Genomic DNA, 21,560 nt, shown 5'->3' with positions numbered 1-21,560 from the left:
TGTGTCAAATCGAGACAGATAAGACAATGATGCTCTGTCTCCTGTTGTTTCCCTTTGGGTTATTCAATGACTGTTGCGACTTCCGAAAAACTTCCCATCGACTGGGTGACTCTCATCTACATGGCTTTTATCCACTTAGTGGCTCTTTTAGCCTTCTTGCCTGGCAATTTTAGCTGGGGTGCTGTGGGAGTGACATTAATTCTCTATTGGATTACTGGGGGTTTAGGAATTACCCTCGGTTTTCATCGTTTGGTCTCCCATCGGAGTTTTAAGACTCCCAAATGGTTAGAATACTTTTTGGTTTTGTGCGGAACCCTCGCTTGTCAGGGGGGTGCGATCGCATGGATAGGTTTACATCGTATTCATCATAAATATTCTGATACTGCTCCCGATCCCCACGATTCTAATAAAGGTTTCTGGTGGAGTCACATGGGTTGGATGTTACACGAAATTCCTGCCGACGAAGAAATTGCCCGTTTTACCCAAGATATCGCCGACGATCCTTTCTATAAATTCTGTCAAAATTATTTTGTTCCTATCCAAATTGTTTTAGGCTTAATTCTCTATGCTATGGGTGGTTGGCCGTTTGTAATTTGGGGAATTTTTGTTCGCTTGGTCTTAGTTTTCCACTCCACTTGGTTTGTCAACAGTGCCACCCACAAATTTGGTTATGTTAGCCATGAATCCCACGATAATTCTAAAAATTGTTGGTGGGTTGCTCTCTTAACTTTCGGTGAAGGTTGGCACAATAATCACCATGCCTATCAGTATTCTGCCCGTCATGGCCTACAATGGTGGGAAGTTGACCTGACTTGGATGACCATTCGTCTGCTGCAAATTCTGGGATTAGCTACTAATATTAAGTTGCCTCCCACCACAGCAACGGCGACAGAAAGTTAGTTTTATCCAGTTGTTAAATTAAATCTAACCGAACTTATGTTTAAGTTCGGTTATTTTTTCTACGACTTAACCCAAATCTGACGGCTTTTCCCACGGCACAACTGAGGAATATAGGTACGGCGAATCCTCCCCCAAAAAACGAAATCATTGATAGGATAAACTTGATTATTTCCTCCTCTGTCGAACATTGACTGGGGAAAGCACAACTCATCCCAAGAGCGAAGGATAACCAACCAAAAAAGAAAAAACACAGGGGAAATAAGAGGCAAAAAACCAGACCCCCCGCTAGACAGCCTAATCCATTGGCCTTTCTATTCGATTTCTTCTCTGTCACCATCTCTATCGCTAACTTTTTCTAAGCCGTAGCATAAAAAGGTCAAACTATCAACTTTTTTAACAAATGTTTAATATTTACGCTGCTGTGCCGGAAAGACCCCGGAGAACGTATATTTAAAGCTAATCCCCAAATTATATTAAGTTTCTAATGAAAAAAATCTCGATTTTAGGCTCTACAGGCTCGATCGGCACTCAAACTCTCGATATTGTCACCGATCATCCCGATAAGTTTCAAGTGGTAGGATTAGCCACGGGTAATAATATTCAACTACTATCGGAGCAAATTCGGCAATTTCGCCCGCAAATCGTGGCGATTAATAACGAAAGTCAACTAGAAGACCTAAAAAGCCTAATTTCCGACCTTGACTATACCCCGATTATCCTAGCAGGAAAGGAAGGAGTAATCGAAGTGGCCCGTTATGGCGATTCCGAAAGCGTCGTCACGGGAATTGTCGGTTGTGCGGGATTGCTGCCCACGATTGCCGCTATTACTGCCGGTAAAGATATCGCCCTCGCTAATAAGGAAACTCTGATTGCTGGCGGTCCGGTGGTGCTGCCTTTAGTGGAAAAACACCGAGTTAAATTATTACCTGCCGATTCGGAACATTCAGCTATTTTTCAATGTTTACAGGGAGTTCCCCCCGGGGGATTAAAAAAGATTATTCTCACCGCTTCTGGGGGTGCTTTTCGCGATTTACCGGTGGAAAAATTGCCGCAAGTAACCGTAGCTGATGCCCTGAAACATCCTAACTGGTCGATGGGCAGAAAAATCACCATCGATTCGGCTACTTTAATGAATAAAGGTCTAGAAGTTATCGAAGCTCATTATTTATTTGGTGTCGATTATAATGCGATCGATATTGTTATTCATCCCCAAAGTATTATTCACTCTTTAATTGAGTTACAGGATACCTCAGTTTTAGCCCAATTAGGCTGGCCTGATATGCGTTTACCCCTGTTATATGCCTTGTCTTGGCCCGAAAGAATTTATACGGATTGGGAACCTTTAAATTTAGTTAAAGCCGGCAGTTTAACCTTCAAAGAACCCGATCATCAAAAATATCCCTGTATGGGATTAGCTTATGCAGCCGGCCGCGCAGGTGGGGCAATGCCAGCAGTATTAAACGCGGCCAATGAACAAGCGGTAGCATTATTTTTAGAAGAAAAGATTAGTTTCTTAGATATTCCCCGGGTGATTGAAAAAGTGTGCGATCGTTTTGCGATTCATAACAGTTCTACCCCTAGCCTAGATGATATTTTAGCCGCCGATAGTTGGGCGCGTCAAGAAGTATCTAACTGTCTGATTGCCAATCCGGTCTAGATAGTCTAGATTCTGTAGGGATGTTAACTATAATGTCTCTACAGGTCTAGGATAGAAAAATCACTAATTTCGGCTATTTTTTCTAGGTAACTAGATTTATGCCAGTCATGACAAAAGTTGATAACCTTCAATAAACCTCTTGCCTAATTAATTTTTGATGGTTCAAAAACGGCAAAAATAAGGATTAAATTGCCTAAAATCAGGTGCATCTTATGCCATTTTTATAAAGTAATGGTGGAGATAGTTAATTACTCTCATCCCGAACCCCTCTCCCAGAAAGGGAGAGGGACAGGAATAAAGAAAAATGGTATCACACTTACAGAAATACCGACAGTCAGCAATTATCAGGGACTCTTAAATGATTACAAATGTGTCAGCAGCTGCGTGTAAGCATCTCACCGAAAAGCTAATGCGCGGGGGGTTTGGGGGCGGCGCCACGCCCCCAACGGGGGGTTTGGGGGGTAGAACCCCCCAAAGGTTTGGATTGAGTGATAAAATCGGAAATAACGCTCAATTTTAGCAGGGAGTTTCCCCTTAAAAATCCCAACTCAGTAGATTTACAAAAATGAGATGCACCCATAAAATCCCTAAATAGACCATTTAATTGATTATTATTCATCTTTAATTCTCCTAACTACCGACTCCGTTCGGCTGAGCTCACGGCCGAAGCCTAACCCTAACAACAATTTTTGATTTTTACAATGAGGTCTAATGACCCTGAAACTTGATCAAAAATAAGATAAAATAAACAAGATAGCGGTTATTACGTTTAATTTTCTATGGTTACAACTTCTCTATCCCTCCCCGAAATCGCACGAGAAACCCGTCAAGCGAGTCGTCAACTGGCTATCCTGACTAACGAAGAAAGGAATGAAGCTTTAGAGGCTATTGCTGAGGCTTTAACTGCCAATGCCGATAAGATACTAGAAGCTAATATGGCCGATGTTCAAACCGCCAAGGCGATGGAATTATCTCAGGCTTTATGTGCGCGATTAGAGTTAAGTTCCAGCAAATTAAAAGCCGCTATTGCCGGGGTGCGAGATGTGGCTAAATTAGCAGATCCTTTAGCTACGATGCAAATTAATCGGGAATTAGATCAAGGTTTAACTCTTCGGAGAATAACCTGTCCTTTAGGGGTTTTAGGGGTTATTTTTGAAGCTCGTCCCGATGCTTTAATTCAAATTACCAGTTTAGCGATTAAATCCGGTAATGGCGTTATTTTAAAAGGGGGGAAAGAAGCGATCCGTTCTTGTCAAGCTTTAGTAACAATTATTCATCAGGCCTTGAGTCAAACTAAAGTTAATCCGGCGGCGGTACGATTATTAACAACACGAGAAGAAATTCAGGAACTATTAAAACTTGAGCAATACATCGATTTAATTATTCCTAGAGGTTCTAACGAATTTGTTCGTTATATCCAAAATAATACCCGCATTCCCGTCCTCGGTCATGCCGATGGTATCTGTCATCTCTACATCGACAAAGAAGCCGATTTAAGCAAAGCAATTAGGATTACCGTCGATGGCAAAACCCAATATCCTGCCGCTTGTAATACCATTGAAACTTTATTGGTTCATCAAGACATCGCTAGACAATTTTTACCCGCATTAGCCCGGGCATTAGAGGAAAAAAAGGTTAAATTATTAGGAGATGAAACAACTCGTCAGATTATTAACGTACCATTGGCCACAGAAGAAGACTGGCAAACCGAATATAGTGATTTAATCCTGTCAATTAAAATTGTCGATAGTCTGGAATCGGCAATCGAACATATTAATTATTACGGTTCTCGACACACGGAAGCCATTGTCAGCGAAAATTTTAACACGGCCAAAACCTTTAGCGATCGAGTCGATGCCGCCGGAGTTTTTCATAATTGTTCCACTCGATTTGCCGATGGTTTCCGTTACGGTTTCGGGGCCGAAGTGGGTATCAGTACCCAAAAAATGCCTCCCCGCGGTCCGGTGGGATTAGAGGGATTAGTGACCTACAAATATCAATTAGCCGGAGATGGTCATATTGTCGCCGATTATTCTGGGGAAAATGCCCAATCTTTCACTCATAAGGATTTATAGTCGAGAAAAAAGCCGATGTTTACAGGATTAATTCAAGCCTTGGCAACGATTCGGGTCGTGGATACCGATAGACTATATTTGTCTGTATCCTCTGATACAATTATCCGAGATTTAATGATTGGTGATAGTGTGGCTGTGGATGGGGTTTGTTTGACAGTCGAGGAAATTCTCCCAGAGGGTTTTGTGGCCACCGCTTCCCCAGAAACCCTACAGCGCACTACTTTAGGACGAAGGATTAAAACAGAAACCAACGTTAACCTAGAAACCTCTTTGCGGGTGGGTAGTAAAATCGGCGGTCATTTTGTCACCGGCCATGTGGACGGTATTGGCTGTTTAGTCGAATCGATAATCGTGGCTAATTCGTGGGAAATGACCTTTGCTGCCCCTAGTTCCCTAGAAGAGCAGTGGAATAACTACATAGCTCGTTATATCGTCGGTAAGGGCAGTATAGCTGTTAATGGCATTAGTTTAACCGTCGCCGATTGTGATGCCTACGGCAGCTGGTTTAAAGTGGCTGTCATCCCCCACACCTACGCCGAAACCAATCTTTCCCATTTAAAATTAGGCGATTGGGTGAATCTAGAAGGGGATATTTTAGGCAAATATGTGGAAAAATTGTTAGGAATGCGCTCTTATCACCCTCCTAGCGAGATTAGCCTAGAATTTCTGGCTGAACATGGTTATTAGTTTTCCAGAAAAAGCCTTTTCAACATATAAATTTATTGGCAATTTATCCATTAATTTTAGTTTTAAAATTGCCAACCTTCTCGCTCCATTAAACCCTGAACATTGGTACAATCGATAGAAAAGTGTTGACAGACTGTGGGGATTTTGGGAGCATTAGGCTTCAAGGCTTCTTCGGTAATTACGCAACCGTCTTTTATCTTAGCAGCGGCAATAATAAATGGGTCTGCCACTGGCTTTCCTTGTAATCTTGCTTTTTCACTCACTAAATCCTTAAAGTTTCTTATAGAAAAAATTTCAGGAATAAATAAACTTTCCTGCTCAGTGGGTGGTAAAAATATTTGTTTATTGAAGTCTATCCAATCTAAAACAAATTGTTGATTATTGCCATATTCTACTTCTTTAAGCACTTCGCGTACTGATTGTAGTTTACCTTCTGACACAAGCAAATCGATTTTTTGCCAAACGGTGGGGAAACTTTTGGGAAAATAGTTTCCTAAAACCTTAAAACTACTTGTATCAAAAATGCAAACCATCAAAACAGTCCTTTGTCTAATAAATATTGTTCAAGTTTTTCCACCGTAGCAACTTTTTTAATGTTTAGATAATCAGCAACACGCTCGATATCGTATTGGCCTTGATAGTATTTATTGAACACAAGTTTTAGGTAATTTTCTCCCAAATATGTCGCCTGATTAGCATAGGGATTACCTCCAGATTTTTCATTTTTGTCCTGACTTTTTCCCACCTGCTCACTGTACCACTCGTTTACTTTAATAGTATATTCTTTCTGAGAAATAAAGTTATTATCTAATAGTTTTCGTAGAACTACTTCTCGAATAATCTTATAATCACTGGAAATTTTCGAGATAATTTTATCGTTAACTATTGTTTCTCTGATTATCTCAGAAAAGACATGATTAGGAAGCAAAAACTCCGCAGCAAATTTATTACAAAATATCTCGATACTTTTATTTGCTCCCTGCAAACTATTAATATATCTATCGTCAGACTTAGTAATTCCATTAGTCTGCAAAAGAATATGTGCTAATTCATGAAAAATGGTAAATATTTGTCTAGATTTTTCCGTGCTATTATTAAGATATATGATCGGAAATTCAATATCTATCAAGCAAAATCCCGAAATTTCTCGCTGCTTAAAAGAACGCTTAAAAATAAAAATACCGGCTTCTTCCACGGCACTCCGCCATTTTTTTAAGGCAGTTTCCTGATCATTCCAGGTCAGTTGTTCTTCTAGAGTAACGTTTAAATAATTTCTGATCTGTTCGGCTAATATCCTTAAATCATCCCTAGAGCTAACCGCAATATCCTGAAAGATTTTCTTGGTACTAGGATTAATACCATTATTAATTTCCTGTAGCGACAATTGCATCGCTTTGGCTTGTCGTAAAGCATAGATAGTATCGGCGGCCAAATTTTCGATTTCAAAGTCTGGCAAAGTTCTAAATTCTTGTTTTTCCTCCGCTTCTAGGGGAGGTTCTGGGAAAAAGAATAAAGCGAGAGGACGTTTATATATTTCTGCTAACTTTTCCAATTGACTATAGGTAGGAAAGTCCTCTCCTGACTCCCATTTTTCGATAACAGAAACATCTTTTTTAAACTTGACCGCCACAGACTCAAGAGAATATCTCGCCCTTTCTCTTGCCCATTGGATTATCTTGGGATTAACGCCTGTCAGTTTCTCGCCCATTAGTCGATCTTATCATCACGAGATAGAGATTTCTAGTTTAATTTAGCTTGTGTGATAGTTTAATTGTACTAAATAATCGGTCAGAATAGAGACAATATACTGAGTTCTGGATAGGTCAGCGAGGGATTGATAACTTTTTCCTATATAAAAAACCGGTAGAAAGCTTGACATTGGCGAAAATCCCCAGACAATGTTAAGTTAAATTAACCAATAGCCGAGGCTTGTATTTAAGGAAAACCCCTTATGGTAGCAACACCAGTTCAACAGAAATACGACATCAAAGATATTAGTTTAGCCCCCATCGGCAAACAGCGCATCGAATGGGCCGGTCGGGAAATGCCAGTTTTGCGTCAATTAGCCGAACGTTACGCCATCGAAAAACCCTTTGCTGGACTGCGTTTAGTCGCTTGCTGTCACGTTACCACCGAAACCGCTAATTTGGCCATCGCACTAAAAGCTGGTGGCGCTGATGCGTTACTAATTGCCAGCAATCCCCTTTCCACCCAAGATGATGTGGCCGCTTGTTTAGTGGCTGATTACGGCATCCCCGTTTATGCAATCAAAGGGGAAGATAATGACACCTATCACCGTCACGTTCAAATCGCCCTCGATCATAAACCCCAGATTATCATCGATGATGGTTGTGATGTGGTAGCCACCCTGGTTAAAGAAAGAAGTCACCAATTACCCGACATTATCGGTACTACCGAAGAAACTACCACCGGTATCGTCCGTTTGCAAGCCATGCTCAAAGCCGGGGTGTTATCCTTCCCCGCAATGAACGTTAACGACGCAGAAACCAAGCATTTCTTTGATAATCGCTACGGTACAGGTCAATCTACCCTTGATGGTATCATTCGCGCCACCAATATCCTCCTCGCCGGTAAAACCGTGGTTGTGGCTGGTTATGGTTGGTGTGGTAAAGGCGTGGCTATGCGGGCCAAAGGTTTAGGCTCTAATGTAATTGTCACCGAAATTAACGCCGTACGCGCCATTGAAGCGGCGATGGACGGTTTCCGGGTTATGCCCATGGATGAAGCCGCTAAGGAGGGCGATATCTTCATCACTGTCACTGGTAACAAGCACGTTATCCGGGCCGAACATTTTGACCTGATGAAAGATGGGGCGATTGTTTCCAACTCCGGTCACTTTGATATTGAAATCGACCTGCAAGCTTTAGGCGCAAAAGCCGATAATGTCAAGGAAGTTCGCAACTTTACCCAACAATATAGCCTAAAAAGCGGTAAATCCATCGTTGTTATCGGTGAAGGTCGCCTAGTTAACCTGGCAGCCGCCGAAGGTCATCCTAGCGCCGTTATGGATATGAGTTTCGCTAATCAGGCGATCGGTGTAGAATACTTGGTTAAAAATAAGGGTAAATTAGCCCCCGGTATATACTCGATTCCCTACGAATTAGACCAAGAAATCGCCCGCTTGAAACTACAAGCCATGGGGATTGAAATCGATACTCTCACCGAAGCCCAATTAGAATATATCAACTCCTGGACTTCCGGAACCTAATATCAGTTATCAGTTATCAGTTATCAGTTATCAGTTATCAGTTATTAGTTATTAGTTATCAGTTATTAGTTATTAGTTATTAGTTATTAGTTATTAGTTATTAGTTATCATTTTACTGATTACTGTTTACTGAAAATACTTTACTTTAAAACTGTTTTCTAAATCATAAAAAAATATGACTGAATGGATTACAAATACAATGACTTCTATGGGCTATTTAGGCATAGCCCTATTAATGTTTTTAGAGAATCTTTTTCCTCCCATTCCCTCGGAATTAATTATGCCCCTAGCCGGTTTTACCGTCCATGAGGGACAAATGCAATTTATTCCGGCAGTGGTAGCGGGGATTGTCGGAACCGTAGTCGGAGCGCTACCTTGGTATTATCTCGGTCGGGTTGTGGATGAGGAAAAAATCGAAAAACTAGCCGATAAATACGGCAAATGGATAACTGTTTCCGCTAAAGATATTCAAAAAGCCAATCAATGGTTTAATCGTCACGGTAGTAAAGCGGTTTTACTCTGTCGTTTGGTCCCCGGAGTACGAACTTTGATTTCCCTGCCTGCTGGGATGAATCACATGGCGATGATTCCCTTTTTAGTTTACTCCACCATCGGCACGACCCTCTGGGTCGTTTTTTTAACGGCAGCAGGTTACTTTTTAGGGAAAAATTACCCCCTTGTGGAAGAATATCTGGCTCCCGTCTCAAAAATAGCTCTAATAGCCCTCGTTATCTGGTTTATCCTCTGGATTATCCGCAAACGTAACCGCCGGTATGAGTAAATGTTGATCATAGGTGGTGCGTTACGACGGATTGTCACTTTCCAGTCAAATCAGCAATTTTTGCCGTCTAACGCACCCTACGTTTTACTCTCTACAGCAGGCCTAGCCCCAAGGGAGGTGAGTCTTGGAGGCTGCTGATAAGCATAGTCAAGTTTGATTTGAATCGCTTGATTGTAGTCAGCGATCGCCGCTTGTGATCAAGGTTCTGGTATGTCCAACTGACGAAAAATTCTCACAGCAGTAAACTCGACAATTTCTCTATGTCGAGGGATGGCTGTACGCCGACCATTGAGTGGATTTTCCCAGATGGAATGTTCACTTCCTTCTCGTACCAATTGACAACCCTGTTGACTGAGATAACGTAACAAATCTCGACGCTTCATGAGGCTATCAAAGTCGGTACAATTTGGACATGGGTTGATGCGGAAAAGATTAGATAAATTGGTTCTTCTAAATCCGCTTCTGGGTCTGTTAACAACGCATTAGGCAAGGGTAAGGATTCCCCCCTAGATAAATTAACTTCTGCCATGTCCACCAGCGCACTGGCTAAGGAACGGCGTACTGCTGCTAGATCATTTCCCCAGGAAATCACGCCGGGAAAATCCAAGACTTCTCCATGGACTCCCTGTTCCAGAAATTTATACATTGCTTTGTAGGTAAGCATCCAATTTATGCTCCTTTCTTTCACCGATATATTTAGTAAAATGTAGGGTGCGTTAGGCGGCTACCAATTCGGTCAAAAAACCAAAATTAACAAGCCGCCGTAACGCACCGATCGTATCATTAATTGTACCTAATCTAAAATAGGCTTCTAGCCTGTTCCACGGGAAGATGGCCTCGGGGGATATTGGTTGATAGATAGATAAAGATTAACGCTGGTCTCACCCCCTCGCAATCACAGAGTGTAGGGTGCGTTATGCTATTCCTAAAAAAACCTAAAAAACTAATTCAAATTCAACCTTTATTTTTAGGGCTGTAGCTATGAGATTTAACAACAAAAAAGAGTTTACTTCATATTCAGCATTTTCTAAAGCTTCAATAATGGATTCATCAGTATTAATTAATTCTGCTAAAGCTTTTTTTGAAAGATGATATGTTTCCTTGATCTTAAATATTTTTCTGGCTACTTCGTCATCAATACGAGCCTTTTCTAATTCTAATTGACGCTCTGGATTATTAGCGTAATAACGTTGGTAAAGAATTTTTAAGCCATCGGCTGTTGTTTGGGATGTATTCATATTAACTCCTGAAAATAAGTGTGTAATTCGGGATTCTTTTCAAATTTAGTCTTGTTTTTAATTGCTTGCTCAATTTCGAGCGGTGGAACTTTTTTTTCTTTAATTATACCATGAGAAATAACCACAGCTTGGTTTTTATAAAAGAAATAAAGAATTCTATAATTTATTCCTTGAAAATTAACTCTCAATTCATAAATTTTATCTCGCAAAAAGTCTGCTTCTGGTCTGCGTAATTCATGTCCTAGTTCTGCTATAGCGGTAAGCGCTTGAGTGAGATACAGACCAAGCTTTGCCTAGCATGGTTTATAGCTCGTGATACTGTACCTCATACGACTGCACACCGCTATAGTCTTTCTAATTTGACAAAGCATTTGTTTTGGGTCTTCGGTTTGTCTTATGCAATGGACGGGGTTATAAGGAATGAAACCCTTATAGAGACAGACATTACCGCAATTTTTGTCAATTGTTTGCGATCTGGAGCGAACTAATCAATTAAATCCTTTGCCAGATAAGGATTTAGTCGATTTATGCCCCCCTATCGAACCATACCAAGTCCCGAAGAGCCTTTGTTTTGAGCTTTATCAGGAAGGCTGTCAAGCCATTCGAGAATTGGTATATTACCTCTTTCGTCTTGGTAAAAAATAATACCATTTTTCTTTATTCGTGGCAGACATCCTACTCCCCTCTCCCCGAAAGCGAGAGGGGTTGGGGTGAGGGCAATTAACTATCTCTGCCATTACTTTAGAAAAATGGTATCAGGAGTCAGTAGCCGGTCGTTTCAGGCTTTGTTATCCTCTTTTTTGTACCAGTTTATGTACTGCAAGAAGGATAATGCAAGGTTTTTGAAGGTCTTAATCCTATTTTCGCAGCATGAACATCGGATTTTAGCAGGTTAAAAGCCTTATTTTAAAAGGGTTTTACCATTATTCAGCAAACCCTAGCTAAGACTTGCATAACTGAACTTCCCCCATACATAGGGGTTGCTGAATAAATCTAAAAACTTTAGACCTCGACCTAATATTATCTTAAGACTAAAAGTCTTTCTAGTTAAGGAATCTATCCGAATAAAAATTATTTTAATTGCCTCATATTTTTTCAGTAAAATTGAATTAGCAACGATAGATATACATTGCAGCCATTGAACTGTTTAGTTAGTACATAAACCGAAAGCAAGCTGTGACTGGGTTATAATTTTTGGAGATGTCTTTTGTTGGATAAGACTTTTAGACTTTTTTTCCCTCAAAAAGTGCCAGCCATTGCGGGGATCGGGGGGAAAATTCCGGGACTTTTTCGCTGAAAATTAGGTAACTGACTACCTCAAAATCGGTAAAACCCCACACCCTGCCCCCAGGAAAAACTTTTTGCCGCATACCCTATTTAAGATTACTTTCTTACCGAAAGCTTTAGTCACTCCCCTTAATTCGACGATCGGTTCGCGCATCACCATCTAGAATATCTTTACAAAAATGCCCTTTTATTGTAGAGCAACGACCCGATCTTTCTTTTTTTTCTTTTCTGGTTTTATGGTTCGCGATTCTATCTGCATTTCGGGAATCTCTCGCAATTCTTCGGCATCTAAACGATATTGTTCGCAGACAAGACTGAGACGAATACCGGAACAGCTAACGGGATTAACTGAATGGGTGAGATCTCCTTGAAATAAGATCAGGGTGTTAGCACAAGGACGAATCTGGGCCACGGAACGATTGCCTGTTGCTAGTACCAGTTCCCCCCCTTGAATATCTTTAGGAACCTGCACATAAAGGACGCTAACTAGAAGCGGAGGATCGATTGTTTTACAATAGGAGCGCAGGGAGCGATCGATATGGGGATCGACGCGTGAACCGGTTTGTAGGAGTAAGGGATTAAGATAAAAAGCGTTGCAGTCAGCTTGTAAACTGCGATCAAGATAGGGTTTAAAATAGGGAAACATTCGTGCAACTTCGCTGATTTGTGTGCGTCGAAAAGCGATAGAAAAGCCTTTGGTTTTAACGAAATCTCGATTTAAATTGTTAACTGTGAAGTGGGGACAAGCGAGAATCTGTCCTTGTAGTTCGCTCAGATAACTGGGAGTAAAAGCGTCGGGATATTGGGAATAGTAAGGCACGGATAGAATCGCAACGGTATGGCAATCTTTAGGATACATTTTTAGTCAAACACAAAATCAGAGTTTTTGCCGCTCCCGAATACAGGTTTATTCAGAATCAGCTTTTGTGACTTATAGTCCGTAGATTAATAGTCATCATAGAAGGAAAATGGACTGTAGAGAATTTCAATATCTTCTTTGGTAGTTTATATATGGCAGGAAAGCTAGTCACTGCTGTTGCTGTGACTGTAAGAAAATTGCGGAAGAAACGTAATCTGAGTCAAGAAGCTTTAGGGTATAGAGCTAATCTTGACAGAACCTACATATCTGGAGTTGAAAGGGGAGTAAGAAACATTACTTTGGACTCCTTAGAACAAATTATTTCAGCTCTGGACATGGATATTGTTACTTTTGTCAATACTGTTGCGGAAGAAATTAATGAGTTATATCATAAATAAACATTCTGATACCAGCTTTTTCTCAAAACAGGGTCAGAAAATAACTATCGATAAAGTCATATTTGAGCATTCATTAGTTGAATGTCATTCTGTTGTTAAAAAAATAGTCCAAGATATACCCGTAGATATATTTAGAATTCTAGGTATAAGAAATCTTTCTGCATTTATTGGTGAGCTATTTGCCATAGAATTTGCCAATAAATCCCAGGGATTATTTATCAACAATCCGCATCAAGACGGCTATCCAGATTTGCTGTTAATGGATAAGAATGGCAAAGTTTTTTTTGAACAACTTTCCCAAGAAAGACGAATGCGAGATAAGTCTCCATTTAGTCCATTTGCTAATGGGGGAGTAGAGGTTAAAGCCACTTGTGGCAGTGTTCCTACACCAAGAGAATTAAAGAAGACTGGAAAAGAAAAACCCGATATGGGAGACACAAGAATCGAGGTAATGAAAAGCTATGATTGGAAGGCTCACCATAGAGAAACTAACAATCTTATTGGCATTCTCTGGGATTTTGAGAATACTATACCTCAAATAGTTGCTGTCTTTTTTTGCAACAACTTAACTGACAATGATTGGGGTAAAATTGTTCAGCCAACAGAAGGCGGTGGAAGAACAACTAGCGTCTCAATTATGTCACGACAAGGCGTTAAGAAAATGTATAAAAACTGGATTATGATCAAGAATGACGATAGATATATTGATTTTGTCAACAAATATAACAAAGACAATTTAATTTCAAAATAGACAGAGCTGCTCATATTTTTCCTTGATTTGCTCCTCAAGAGAACAATCATCATTGAGGATGGATACTAAATGATCAAATATTTTTTGTAATCCAGCAGGTGGGATACTTTCGCCAATTAACTCTCTAATTAGTTTATCACTAACTCTTTTGTCATCTGCCCGTTTCCATGAAAATGGGTATTCGGTAATTGTGTGAAGAATCATTGCTTCATACAGAGATAATACTCTATTTTGAATAGGATGTAGTTTATTGTCACTACAAGCATAGGAGAGATTTCGTGTAATTGTACTGGCTGGTGCGTCCCAACTCATTCTTTTATAGGCACTGGTATAACCTTTCATCAACCTGTATTTTCCATCTTCTTTAACCCATGGACGAGGAAGAATGTGTCCACATTTAAGGCAGTAAAGGGGGGTTTCTGTACTAGCTCGATTAATTCCTTCATTATTTTTGCGTGCGCTGTGTGTTGGATTACCATTATATCTACAAACAGGGTTAATACATTGATTATCAAATGAACTTTTTTCTTCGGGTGTATTACTGATCCAAAAATATTTTTCTTCATCTAATAGGGGTACATAGTGATATGGTATATCATCTGATTTAGCAGTTTCTTTTCGTTGAGAGTCAAGCGGTGGTAAATGATATATTGCGTCTCGAACAGTTTTCCATTTAGGAAGTTCTAATCCTTCTTTACTATGAGTTGGTTTAGGAAAAAGAGAATTGTTCTTTTTTAAATAATTCTTCAGTTTCTCATTTTTAGTAAATATTGAAATAAGTCGTTGACGATTCTGCGGGACTCCATAATCAGCAAAATCTATAATGCTAAGCGAACTCAAAAATTTATCACCAATACGCTGTTTTATATAATGTAAAATATTTACTAAATAATCGTCTTTCTCGGGAAAGGGTATATAAGTATTTTGCATTTCTGGCACATTTTCCATGACCAGTGTTTCTGCTCCACTAGCCAGAAAAACTTCTAGGGTGGGAATGATTAATAAATTTCTCTGGTCGATTTCATTTTTTGAGCCTTTACGAATAGAATTAAGCAGCTTACCTCTGCCATTTCTAGACATACCTTGGCAGGGAGGAGTCGCAAAAACAATGTCTAAATTTTGTCCAGAGAGTCGCTGCTTTGTTTCTGCGACTATCTCATTTTTTGTATCCCATATATCCCCAATAATCATTAATGATTCTGGGTGGTTAAATTTAAATACTTCTGCACGATCTTTCAATAATTCATTCGCCACTACAACTTCAAATCCCCCAGAGCGAAGAGCCATATCTCCAATTCCACCACAGGCAAATAGACTGATTGCTTTCCTCATCGATTTTCTTACTCCATGTAACTTATAGTCTATAATAATAATTGGCTGAAGGCAACTTTTAAAAATGAGTATCCCCAGCAAACCTGAAAGCGATCTTTCCTGTCAACCCAGTCGCGGTGACAACCCACCGTTTACAATAGTTAAGAACCAACGGCAAGCAAGAATTAACGATGCGGATTTCGATCAACTGGTTACGAGAATTAGTCAAAATTGTCCAATCTCCCCAAGAATTAGCCGAATTATTGACAATTGCGGGAATAGAAGTGGAAGAGATCGAGGATCGCCGAGAATGGGCAAAGGGTGTGGTTATTGGTAAAATTATCGATCGCCAACCCCATCCCAACGCAGATAAATTAAGTGTCTGTCAGGTGGATATCGGTCAGGAAAACCCTAGTACAATTGTCTGTGGTGCGCCCAATGCTAGGGCTGATATTCTAGTTCCCGTGGCTACTTTGGGAACTCATTTACCAAAAATCAATTTAACGATTAAACCGGCTAAATTGCGCGGGGTAAAATCGGAAGGGATGATCTGTTCCCTCGCAGAATTAGGATTAACTAAGGATTCTGAAGGAATCCACATTTTTAGTCAGGAAAATCTCCCTTTAGGTACAGATGTTCGTCCCCTTTTAGGACTCGATGAGGTGATTTTAGATATTTCTCCCACCGCTAACCGTGCCGATGCTTTGAGTATGATCGGAGTTGCGCGAGAAGTGGCGGCTTTGACAGGAGGAGAATTAAGCCTACCAAAAGTCAAATTAGGGGAATTTTCCCCTAAAAAAGATTTAACGCTGGAAATATCAGAAAATACAGCCTGTCCTGCTTATATTGGTACGGTGATCGAGGGGGTAAAAATTGGCCCATCTCCGCTATGGTTGCAACAGCGTTTACAGGCAGCCGGACTGCGATCGATCAATAATGTGGTCGATATTACTAATTATGTCCTCTTGGAGTGGGGACAACCCTTACACGCTTTCGATCGCGATCGTTTACAAAGTTTTGCCGGAGGTAAATCCGTTACTATTGGGGTCCGTTTTGCCGAGGAAGGGGAAAAAATCATTACCCTTGATGGTCAGGAAAGAAGCTTAAAAGAGCTTAATTTGTTAATTACTGCCAATAATAAGCCAGTAGCTCTAGCGGGGGTGATGGGAGGTCAAGATACGGAAGTTAACGAGGAAACCGTTAATCTTGTGCTAGAGTCGGCTTTATTCGATCCGATCGCTATCCGTCGTTCCTCAAAAGCGCAGGGTTTACGCAGCGAATCTTCCGGACGCTATGAACGCGGTGTTAATCCCGCCGCTTTGGAATATGCTTGTCAAAGGGCGATCGATTTGATTCTAGAGTTAGCTGGGGGAACTGTCAGCAGTCAGGTTAAAGCTGATTATCGCGCCGAACGGTCCAGGGGTTCGATCGAATTGCGTTTAGAACGTTTGCAGCAGCTACTGGGTCAAGTTACCCTAGATAATGGTGCGATCGGTGAAATTATCGCCGAAGATGTGGAACGGATTTTAGGCAATTTAGGCTGTGAATTGCAGTTAACCTCGAAAAATCCTGTTCTGTGGACTGTAACAGTCCCAGACTACCGTTATCGGGATTTAGAACGGGAAATTGACTTAATTGAAGAAGTGGCGCGACTGTACGGATATGATCGCTTTGTCGATACTTTGCCAGCAAAAACCGCAGCCGGAGGATTATCCTTTGAGGAAACTATACAGCGTCGAGTGCGGGAAGCTTTTCGAGCAGTCGGTTTGACGGAATTAGTCCAGTATTCCCTAGTTAAACCGGAATTAGCGGAAGTTGTCCTCGCTAATCCCCTTTTTGTCGAGTATTCTGCTTTGCGGACTAATCTCCTTGACGGTTTAATCGAAGCGTTTGAGTATAATCAGTCTCAGGGTAACGGTTCCTTAAATGGCTTCGAGATCGGGCGAGTTTTTCGCTTAGAATCGGATAATATCAACGAATACGATGCAATTGCTGGTATTTTTGGCGGTGATTTCTTCCCTGCTGGACGTTGGCTGCGATCGGGTAAAGAGGTGGCCATGACTTGGTATGAAGCAAAAGGGATTTTAGAAGCAGTATTCGATCGCCTTTCGCTGACAGTAAGCTACGAAAAATATGCCGAAGATGCGCGTTTTCATCCCGGACGAACAGCATCTTTATGGATTGGCAAACAACGCCTAGGTATATTCGGTCAACTACACCCGCAATTGCGTCAGCAAAAGGGATTAATTGAGGCAGTTTATGCCTTTGAAATCCGGTTCCCGATCCTGTTAGCAACTCTTAGCGATAGTGCCAAAATTACCCCGCGTTTACAGGTCTATTCTACCTATCCGGGGGCAGCACGAGATATCGCCTTTTTTGTTTCCACAGATATACCCGTAGATAGATTGACAAAAACTATCAAAAATGCTGGGGGAACTCTTTTAGAAAAAGTCGAATTATTCGATCGCTATCAGGGGCAGAATGTGCCAGAAAATCATTGTAGTTTGGCCTTTAGTTTAGTCTATCGTGCCAGCGATCGAACTTTAACCGATGAAGATGTGGAACCCTTAATGACAAAAGTGCGAGAAGCTTTAGTTAAACAGTTCCAAGTTTCTTTAAGAAGTTAAATTCAGCGATCAATTATCAGTTATCAGACATCGACCTTATATTATCTCAAGAATAATCTCACACATCGCTATCAATATCGCCTCTAATGATTACCAATCAGTTTGAGAGTTGCTCAAAGTAGGTTCACTGTTCATATTTTGTCGCTCCGCCACCTTTGAATTGTTAGATAGTAGTGAGGCGATTGCCATATTTTAGTACATCAGATATGATATAAACACATCATGGCTGATCAAAGCAAACCTTTAGCTTGGCTGCATGGTGAGATCAAGACCCCACCTTTCAGTTTAGAAGCACGGATCGAAGCAGGTGTCTTACTCAGGCAACTACAGGAAGGCGAACCCCTTGGTTTGCCACATTCGCGTCCTATGCCAAGTGTAGGCTATCATTGTCATGAGCTACGCATTAGAGACATCGATAAAAATTGGAGGATTATTTATCGAATTGATGAAGATGCAATCTTGATTATTGAGGTGTTTAATAAGACAACAAGAGCAACACCCAAAAGTGTAATTGAGGTTTGTAAGAAACGCTTGAGTAAATACGATACTGATCAGCAGGAATAAGAGGATGGAAGAGACTAAAAAAGGGCTTTTGGAATCAAAAGGCTGGAAAATCGGAACCGTTTCCGACTTTTTAGAGTTAACGCCCGAAGAGATTATCCTTGTTGAAATCAAACTAGCTCTTAGCAAAAGTTTGAAAAGTCAGCGGCAGAAGATAATGACTCAAAGTGAACTGGCCAATAAAATCGGCTCTAGTCAACCTCGGATTGCCAAAGCTGAAAATGGCGATCCGTCGGTTTCACTGGAATTGCTTATCCCCTCGCTGTTGGCAACAGGTGCCACTCCTCAAGACATCGGACAAATCATTGCCAGTGTCAAAGGCGTTGCTGAATCAAGACCTGAATGCTAATTTTGTGCATCCTATCCACTAATGTTAGTTATTGTCGTTGATGCGATAAATCCCTGAATTTCCCCAGCATCAATACGCTCAAATAATCTTGCTGCGTTTTCCACAAATAGCTCTCGTTCTTGTAGAAAATCAAGAATGACATTGGTATCAATCAGAACTCGCATTATTGATACTTCTCGATCAGATAGGTTACATAATCGGTTGGGGCGTTAGTTTACCCTGTAGCTGCCGAAATCTCAGAAACACCTCGCAAGCGCAACAGATTTCCCCGCTTGGATTTGAGGTTTGCTTCCCGTTGTTTAGAATGTATGAACAAGGTGAAATCACCCTAGAGGGATTAGCAAGAAAAGCTCCTCTCATTGCCCGTGCTATTGAAAAGCAACAGGAAATCTCTTAAATCCTAGACAAACAAAAAAACATTAGTATTTCGGCATCTAGTCGGGTATTGGCTGTACCATTATTTAATATCAATTTGCTGTAATTCTGGTAAAAGTTCTTTAAATAAAAGCCTAAATCTTTTTATACATATTATTTTAAACATCAATTTTAAAGCATCCCAATTAATTGCATCATAGCGGATCAATTCTAGGACAATTTTTATGTTTAATTTTTTAATATAAATCAAAAGCCAATGCAGGCAAATATAACCTTCTATAACTGACAATTCTGGTAACTTTTTCCGATGTTTAGGATGTACCATATCATAAATTTTTTGTTTGATTAAAATATTTTTTTTGTATCGCTCTTTTATTGATATATTGCTATTGCAACATCCCGACCATACTCTTTTAAAACATAGACACTTACCGACAAATACAGCATCGCCGTACTTGGCAATTTCTATCCATGAGTTAATATCATCATAATTACCGTCAAAGTCTTTATCCCAGCCTCCCGATCGCAAAAATGCTTTTTTTTGAAAAGCAACTTGAACAGGTGTTCCCAAAGGACAGATATCCAAAAGCATACCGTAGTGTATGTCTTCTTGCCGAATACAAAGAGCTAAATTATTAAATTGAACTTGATGTTTATCATCGATAATGTTGCCTATTATATCAATTTTTTTTGCCTGACAAGAGCAAATAACAGCATCAGGAAAATAAACGAGAGATTTGCCGATAATTTCGATACATTCAGGCATAATATAATCATCATCATCAATCAGCTTAATCCATTCTCCTTTGGCAATTTTGACTCCAATATTAACACTTTCTGAATGTCCTAAATTTATCGAGTTGCGATGATATATAACTCGATCACCTAACTGCTTGATATATTCTTCAGTTTGATCAGAAGAAGCATCATCTACAACAATAATTTCACAGTTTATAGTTTGATTGATTGCCGATTCTAATGACCATTTTAAAAATGGTAAGCGATTATATGTTGTTATAACAATACTGAATTTCATGAGCATTTACAAGAATATTTAGTTTAGGTAAAATATTTTCTTTTTTTATTATTTGTTAAGCCATGAATCGCTGACAAAATCGACCAGGATATAAGATTGACTCTTTCATCAAAAATAGTAACATCAAAGACATGAAATAATATACAAGCAAAAAAAGCTGTTAAATAAGTAAATATAATCAATTTTTCTTCTGAGTTATCCAGATTTATTTTGGTTAAAAGTATAATCCCTTTTGCCAATATCCAGCCAACTAAAAAATAGAAAAAAACTGTCCAGGGAATCCCCACTTCAGACAGAAGCATCAGTGTTAAGTTGTGTGAATGTCCTATTACTATCTGAGATTGAGGCTGATAGAGATGTTTAAAACTTCCTAAACCCCATCCTTTCCAAGGTGACTTAAGGGCTAAATGCCAGGAGAATTTCCACAGAGTTATTCGGAGAGTTTCTACATCTCGATTAGGATAAAATTGATCGTTTATTCGAGCCCAAATAAACATTGGAACAATTAATCTAAACCAATCTCTTACTGGAGGATTGCCAAAAGCAGCGATAATAATCGCCCCGCTCACGATTGCTACTGTTAGCAAAATCCATCGCCAGCCTAAATAAATAGCAAAAGCAAGACAAGTTACTAATGTAGTCATCCAACCATTACGAGAATGAGTTAAAATTAGAGCAATAAATGTTAGGGAATTGATCACCAAAAGCAGACTAAGATAAAAAAATTTTTTATCAGTATTCGATTTTCTTAACTCTAGAATTATTAAGCCCAGTCCCAACACCCAAATAATAGTTAGAAAACTTGCTAGAAAATTAGCATGATAAAATAAAGATGACATCCTACCAGAAGGATTGCCCATTGCTCTTAAATACCATCCAGGGATCAATATATTTTGTATTTCTCCTTGTAACCCCCACCAAATTTGTCCAAAGCCTAACACGGTTATAGGAACTGAACCAAAGTATATTATCCTTGCTAATTGTTCTAATGTACTCACTGAGTAAAGTAGTTGGCTGAGTCCAGCAAAAATAATGAAGTAAGGGAAAAAATTTATCAATCCAGAGATGGCAGAAACCCGATCAAAGGCAAAAAGGCTGGTCATTATTAATGAGCCACCTAAGATAGCAAATCCCCAATTAATATATTGAGAAATAATGACTCTATATTTTAATCTAAAAATTATTATAATCGCTGTACAAATAACTAACATTCCCCCTAAGGGGTTGATAGGCAACAGCAAAAAACTAATTTGAGTTAAATACCAAGGAATGTTTAGCTTCAGATCGGGATGTTTTGTTAAAAACATAATGTGTCATCTATTACTTAAATAACTTGCATTGACTCAATATTTCAAGATGCTATCCTTAGAGTATATCAACTCATCATGGTGTTGCCATGGTGTTAAGCTTTTCGACGTTTAAGTTGATCGAGTAATCGA

22 protein-coding genes are annotated in these 21,560 nt (G+C 39.8%); 11 read left to right on the top strand and 11 right to left on the bottom strand.

Annotation, left to right across the window (positions count from 1 at the left end; all coding sequences use genetic code 11):
* The first annotated feature begins 66 nt into the window (after window positions 1-66).
* The 4 genes from N0824_RS19345 to N0824_RS19320 all read left to right on the top strand — a co-directional run bounded on the left by N0824_RS19345 (window position 67) and on the right by N0824_RS19320 (window position 5,319).
* Entirely contained in the window at window positions 67-900 is an 834-nt protein-coding gene (locus N0824_RS19345; protein ID WP_002748596.1) for an acyl-CoA desaturase, read from the top strand.
* 484 nt (window positions 901-1,384) lie between these two features.
* Window positions 1,385-2,557 (top strand): 1-deoxy-D-xylulose-5-phosphate reductoisomerase, encoded by a 1,173-nt coding sequence (gene dxr / locus N0824_RS19335; RefSeq protein ID WP_108937927.1) that lies wholly within the window; start codon window positions 1,385-1,387, stop codon window positions 2,555-2,557.
* A gap of 779 nt (window positions 2,558-3,336) precedes the next feature.
* Window positions 3,337-4,632, top strand: a complete 1,296-nt coding sequence (gene proA, locus N0824_RS19325; RefSeq protein ID WP_108937925.1) for a glutamate-5-semialdehyde dehydrogenase — start codon at window positions 3,337-3,339, stop codon at window positions 4,630-4,632.
* A gap of 15 nt (window positions 4,633-4,647) precedes the next feature.
* Window positions 4,648-5,319 carry a riboflavin synthase gene (locus N0824_RS19320; protein WP_108937924.1) on the top strand — a complete coding sequence of 224 codons (672 nt, stop codon included), beginning with the start codon at window positions 4,648-4,650 and terminating at the stop codon, window positions 5,317-5,319.
* Between the two features lie 62 nt (window positions 5,320-5,381).
* On the opposite strand, the gene N0824_RS19315 is transcribed toward N0824_RS19320, so the two are convergent.
* Complete coding sequence (locus N0824_RS19315; protein ID WP_108937923.1) at window positions 5,382-5,852, bottom strand: PIN domain-containing protein; 471 nt, start codon at window positions 5,850-5,852, stop codon at window positions 5,382-5,384.
* Window positions 5,852-7,027 carry an ImmA/IrrE family metallo-endopeptidase gene (locus N0824_RS19310; protein ID WP_108937922.1) on the bottom strand — a complete coding sequence of 392 codons (1,176 nt, stop codon included), beginning with the start codon at window positions 7,025-7,027 and terminating at the stop codon, window positions 5,852-5,854. The genes N0824_RS19315 and N0824_RS19310 overlap by 1 nt, the downstream gene beginning before the upstream one ends.
* A gap of 243 nt (window positions 7,028-7,270) precedes the next feature.
* Between N0824_RS19310 and ahcY the strand changes: the two genes are divergently transcribed.
* Window positions 7,271-8,548, top strand: a complete 1,278-nt coding sequence (gene ahcY, locus N0824_RS19305; RefSeq protein ID WP_008206926.1) for an adenosylhomocysteinase — start codon at window positions 7,271-7,273, stop codon at window positions 8,546-8,548.
* A gap of 175 nt (window positions 8,549-8,723) precedes the next feature.
* The gene (locus N0824_RS19300) at window positions 8,724-9,329 is read left to right on the top strand and encodes a DedA family protein (RefSeq protein WP_108937921.1); all 606 of its coding nucleotides are present in this window, start codon (window positions 8,724-8,726) and stop codon (window positions 9,327-9,329) included.
* A gap of 197 nt (window positions 9,330-9,526) precedes the next feature.
* On the opposite strand, the gene N0824_RS19295 is transcribed toward N0824_RS19300, so the two are convergent.
* From N0824_RS19295 to N0824_RS19260, 5 genes are all read right to left on the bottom strand, one after another.
* Window positions 9,527-9,712 carry a type II toxin-antitoxin system HicA family toxin gene (locus N0824_RS19295; protein ID WP_108937920.1) on the bottom strand — a complete coding sequence of 62 codons (186 nt, stop codon included), beginning with the start codon at window positions 9,710-9,712 and terminating at the stop codon, window positions 9,527-9,529.
* The gene (locus N0824_RS19290) at window positions 9,709-9,993 is read right to left on the bottom strand and encodes a type II toxin-antitoxin system HicB family antitoxin (RefSeq protein WP_108937919.1); all 285 of its coding nucleotides are present in this window, start codon (window positions 9,991-9,993) and stop codon (window positions 9,709-9,711) included. Before N0824_RS19290 ends, N0824_RS19295 begins: the two co-directional genes overlap by 4 nt.
* Window positions 9,994-10,264: 271 nt before the next feature.
* Window positions 10,265-10,567 carry a hypothetical protein gene (locus N0824_RS19285; protein WP_108937918.1) on the bottom strand — a complete coding sequence of 101 codons (303 nt, stop codon included), beginning with the start codon at window positions 10,565-10,567 and terminating at the stop codon, window positions 10,265-10,267.
* A complete protein-coding gene (locus N0824_RS19280) occupies window positions 10,564-10,821 on the bottom strand; it encodes a type II toxin-antitoxin system RelE/ParE family toxin (RefSeq protein ID WP_373456635.1) in 258 nt (85 codons plus the stop codon). The genes N0824_RS19285 and N0824_RS19280 overlap by 4 nt, the downstream gene beginning before the upstream one ends.
* Before the next feature lie 1,220 nt (window positions 10,822-12,041).
* Window positions 12,042-12,674, bottom strand: a complete 633-nt coding sequence (locus N0824_RS19260; protein ID WP_002763712.1) for a 2OG-Fe(II) oxygenase — start codon at window positions 12,672-12,674, stop codon at window positions 12,042-12,044.
* A 191-nt stretch (window positions 12,675-12,865) separates the two neighbouring features.
* Here N0824_RS19260 and N0824_RS19255 point away from each other — a divergent pair, with 191 nt between their 5' ends.
* Entirely contained in the window at window positions 12,866-13,111 is a 246-nt protein-coding gene (locus tag N0824_RS19255) for a helix-turn-helix domain-containing protein (protein ID WP_002749478.1), read from the top strand.
* Complete coding sequence (locus N0824_RS21490; RefSeq protein ID WP_233256486.1) at window positions 13,092-13,862, top strand: hypothetical protein; 771 nt, start codon at window positions 13,092-13,094, stop codon at window positions 13,860-13,862. Before N0824_RS19255 ends, N0824_RS21490 begins: the two co-directional genes overlap by 20 nt.
* Here the strand turns inward: N0824_RS21490 and N0824_RS19245 are convergent.
* Window positions 13,854-15,194: a DNA cytosine methyltransferase gene (locus N0824_RS19245; RefSeq protein ID WP_108937915.1), complete on the bottom strand. Its 1,341-nt coding sequence runs from the start codon at window positions 15,192-15,194 to the stop codon at window positions 13,854-13,856. The two genes, N0824_RS21490 and N0824_RS19245, sit on opposite strands and share 9 nt — an antisense overlap.
* 170 nt (window positions 15,195-15,364) lie before the next feature.
* On the opposite strand from N0824_RS19245, the gene pheT reads away from it, so the two are divergent.
* From pheT to N0824_RS19230, 3 genes are all read left to right on the top strand, one after another.
* The gene (pheT, locus tag N0824_RS19240; protein WP_108937914.1) at window positions 15,365-17,800 is read left to right on the top strand and encodes a phenylalanine--tRNA ligase subunit beta; all 2,436 of its coding nucleotides are present in this window, start codon (window positions 15,365-15,367) and stop codon (window positions 17,798-17,800) included.
* Window positions 17,801-18,022: 222 nt separating this feature from the next.
* On the top strand, window positions 18,023-18,364 hold the full coding sequence (locus N0824_RS19235; protein ID WP_002763716.1) for a type II toxin-antitoxin system RelE/ParE family toxin: 342 nt from the start codon (window positions 18,023-18,025) through the stop codon (window positions 18,362-18,364).
* Window positions 18,365-18,368: 4 nt separating this feature from the next.
* Entirely contained in the window at window positions 18,369-18,710 is a 342-nt protein-coding gene (locus N0824_RS19230) for a helix-turn-helix domain-containing protein (RefSeq protein WP_002763718.1), read from the top strand.
* An 11-nt stretch (window positions 18,711-18,721) separates the two neighbouring features.
* On the opposite strand, the gene N0824_RS19225 is transcribed toward N0824_RS19230, so the two are convergent.
* The 3 genes from N0824_RS19225 to N0824_RS19210 form a co-directional block, all read right to left on the bottom strand.
* Window positions 18,722-18,874, bottom strand: coding sequence for a PIN domain-containing protein (locus N0824_RS19225; RefSeq protein ID WP_002763721.1), 153 nt, complete (start codon window positions 18,872-18,874; stop codon window positions 18,722-18,724).
* Between the two features lie 293 nt (window positions 18,875-19,167).
* Window positions 19,168-20,121: a glycosyltransferase family A protein gene (locus N0824_RS19215; RefSeq protein WP_233256485.1), complete on the bottom strand. Its 954-nt coding sequence runs from the start codon at window positions 20,119-20,121 to the stop codon at window positions 19,168-19,170.
* Window positions 20,122-20,144: 23 nt separating this feature from the next.
* Window positions 20,145-21,428 carry an O-antigen ligase gene (locus tag N0824_RS19210; protein ID WP_108937911.1) on the bottom strand — a complete coding sequence of 428 codons (1,284 nt, stop codon included), beginning with the start codon at window positions 21,426-21,428 and terminating at the stop codon, window positions 20,145-20,147.
* Window positions 21,429-21,560: the final 132 nt, after the last annotated feature.

Origin of the sequence: Microcystis sp. 0824, from assembly GCF_003112475.1 — a bacterium.
Lineage (GTDB): Bacteria > Cyanobacteriota > Cyanobacteriia > Cyanobacteriales > Microcystaceae > Microcystis > Microcystis aeruginosa_C.
This window is presented reverse-complemented; position numbering and strand designations above follow the sequence as displayed.

Excerpts from the sequence above, each read along its gene's own strand:
- N0824_RS19345 (WP_002748596.1), top strand. The coding sequence starts at position 67 with ATGACTGTTGCGACTTCCGAAAAACTTCCCATCGACTGGGTGACTCTC.
- dxr (WP_108937927.1), top strand. The coding sequence starts at position 1,385 with ATGAAAAAAATCTCGATTTTAGGCTCTACAGGCTCGATCGGCACTCAA.
- proA (WP_108937925.1), top strand. The coding sequence starts at position 3,337 with ATGGTTACAACTTCTCTATCCCTCCCCGAAATCGCACGAGAAACCCGT.
- N0824_RS19320 (WP_108937924.1), top strand. The coding sequence starts at position 4,648 with ATGTTTACAGGATTAATTCAAGCCTTGGCAACGATTCGGGTCGTGGAT.
- N0824_RS19315 (WP_108937923.1), bottom strand. The coding sequence starts at position 5,852 with ATGGTTTGCATTTTTGATACAAGTAGTTTTAAGGTTTTAGGAAACTAT.
- N0824_RS19310 (WP_108937922.1), bottom strand. The coding sequence starts at position 7,027 with ATGGGCGAGAAACTGACAGGCGTTAATCCCAAGATAATCCAATGGGCA.
- ahcY (WP_008206926.1), top strand. The coding sequence starts at position 7,271 with ATGGTAGCAACACCAGTTCAACAGAAATACGACATCAAAGATATTAGT.
- N0824_RS19300 (WP_108937921.1), top strand. The coding sequence starts at position 8,724 with ATGACTGAATGGATTACAAATACAATGACTTCTATGGGCTATTTAGGC.
- N0824_RS19295 (WP_108937920.1), bottom strand. The coding sequence starts at position 9,712 with ATGAAGCGTCGAGATTTGTTACGTTATCTCAGTCAACAGGGTTGTCAA.
- N0824_RS19290 (WP_108937919.1), bottom strand. The coding sequence starts at position 9,993 with ATGCTTACCTACAAAGCAATGTATAAATTTCTGGAACAGGGAGTCCAT.
- N0824_RS19285 (WP_108937918.1), bottom strand. The coding sequence starts at position 10,567 with ATGAATACATCCCAAACAACAGCCGATGGCTTAAAAATTCTTTACCAA.
- N0824_RS19255 (WP_002749478.1), top strand. The coding sequence starts at position 12,866 with ATGGCAGGAAAGCTAGTCACTGCTGTTGCTGTGACTGTAAGAAAATTG.
- N0824_RS21490 (WP_233256486.1), top strand. The coding sequence starts at position 13,092 with ATGAGTTATATCATAAATAAACATTCTGATACCAGCTTTTTCTCAAAA.
- N0824_RS19245 (WP_108937915.1), bottom strand. The coding sequence starts at position 15,194 with ATGAGGAAAGCAATCAGTCTATTTGCCTGTGGTGGAATTGGAGATATG.
- pheT (WP_108937914.1), top strand. The coding sequence starts at position 15,365 with ATGCGGATTTCGATCAACTGGTTACGAGAATTAGTCAAAATTGTCCAA.
- N0824_RS19235 (WP_002763716.1), top strand. The coding sequence starts at position 18,023 with ATGGCTGATCAAAGCAAACCTTTAGCTTGGCTGCATGGTGAGATCAAG.
- N0824_RS19230 (WP_002763718.1), top strand. The coding sequence starts at position 18,369 with ATGGAAGAGACTAAAAAAGGGCTTTTGGAATCAAAAGGCTGGAAAATC.
- N0824_RS19225 (WP_002763721.1), bottom strand. The coding sequence starts at position 18,874 with ATGCGAGTTCTGATTGATACCAATGTCATTCTTGATTTTCTACAAGAA.
- N0824_RS19215 (WP_233256485.1), bottom strand. The coding sequence starts at position 20,121 with ATGAAATTCAGTATTGTTATAACAACATATAATCGCTTACCATTTTTA.
- N0824_RS19210 (WP_108937911.1), bottom strand. The coding sequence starts at position 21,428 with ATGTTTTTAACAAAACATCCCGATCTGAAGCTAAACATTCCTTGGTAT.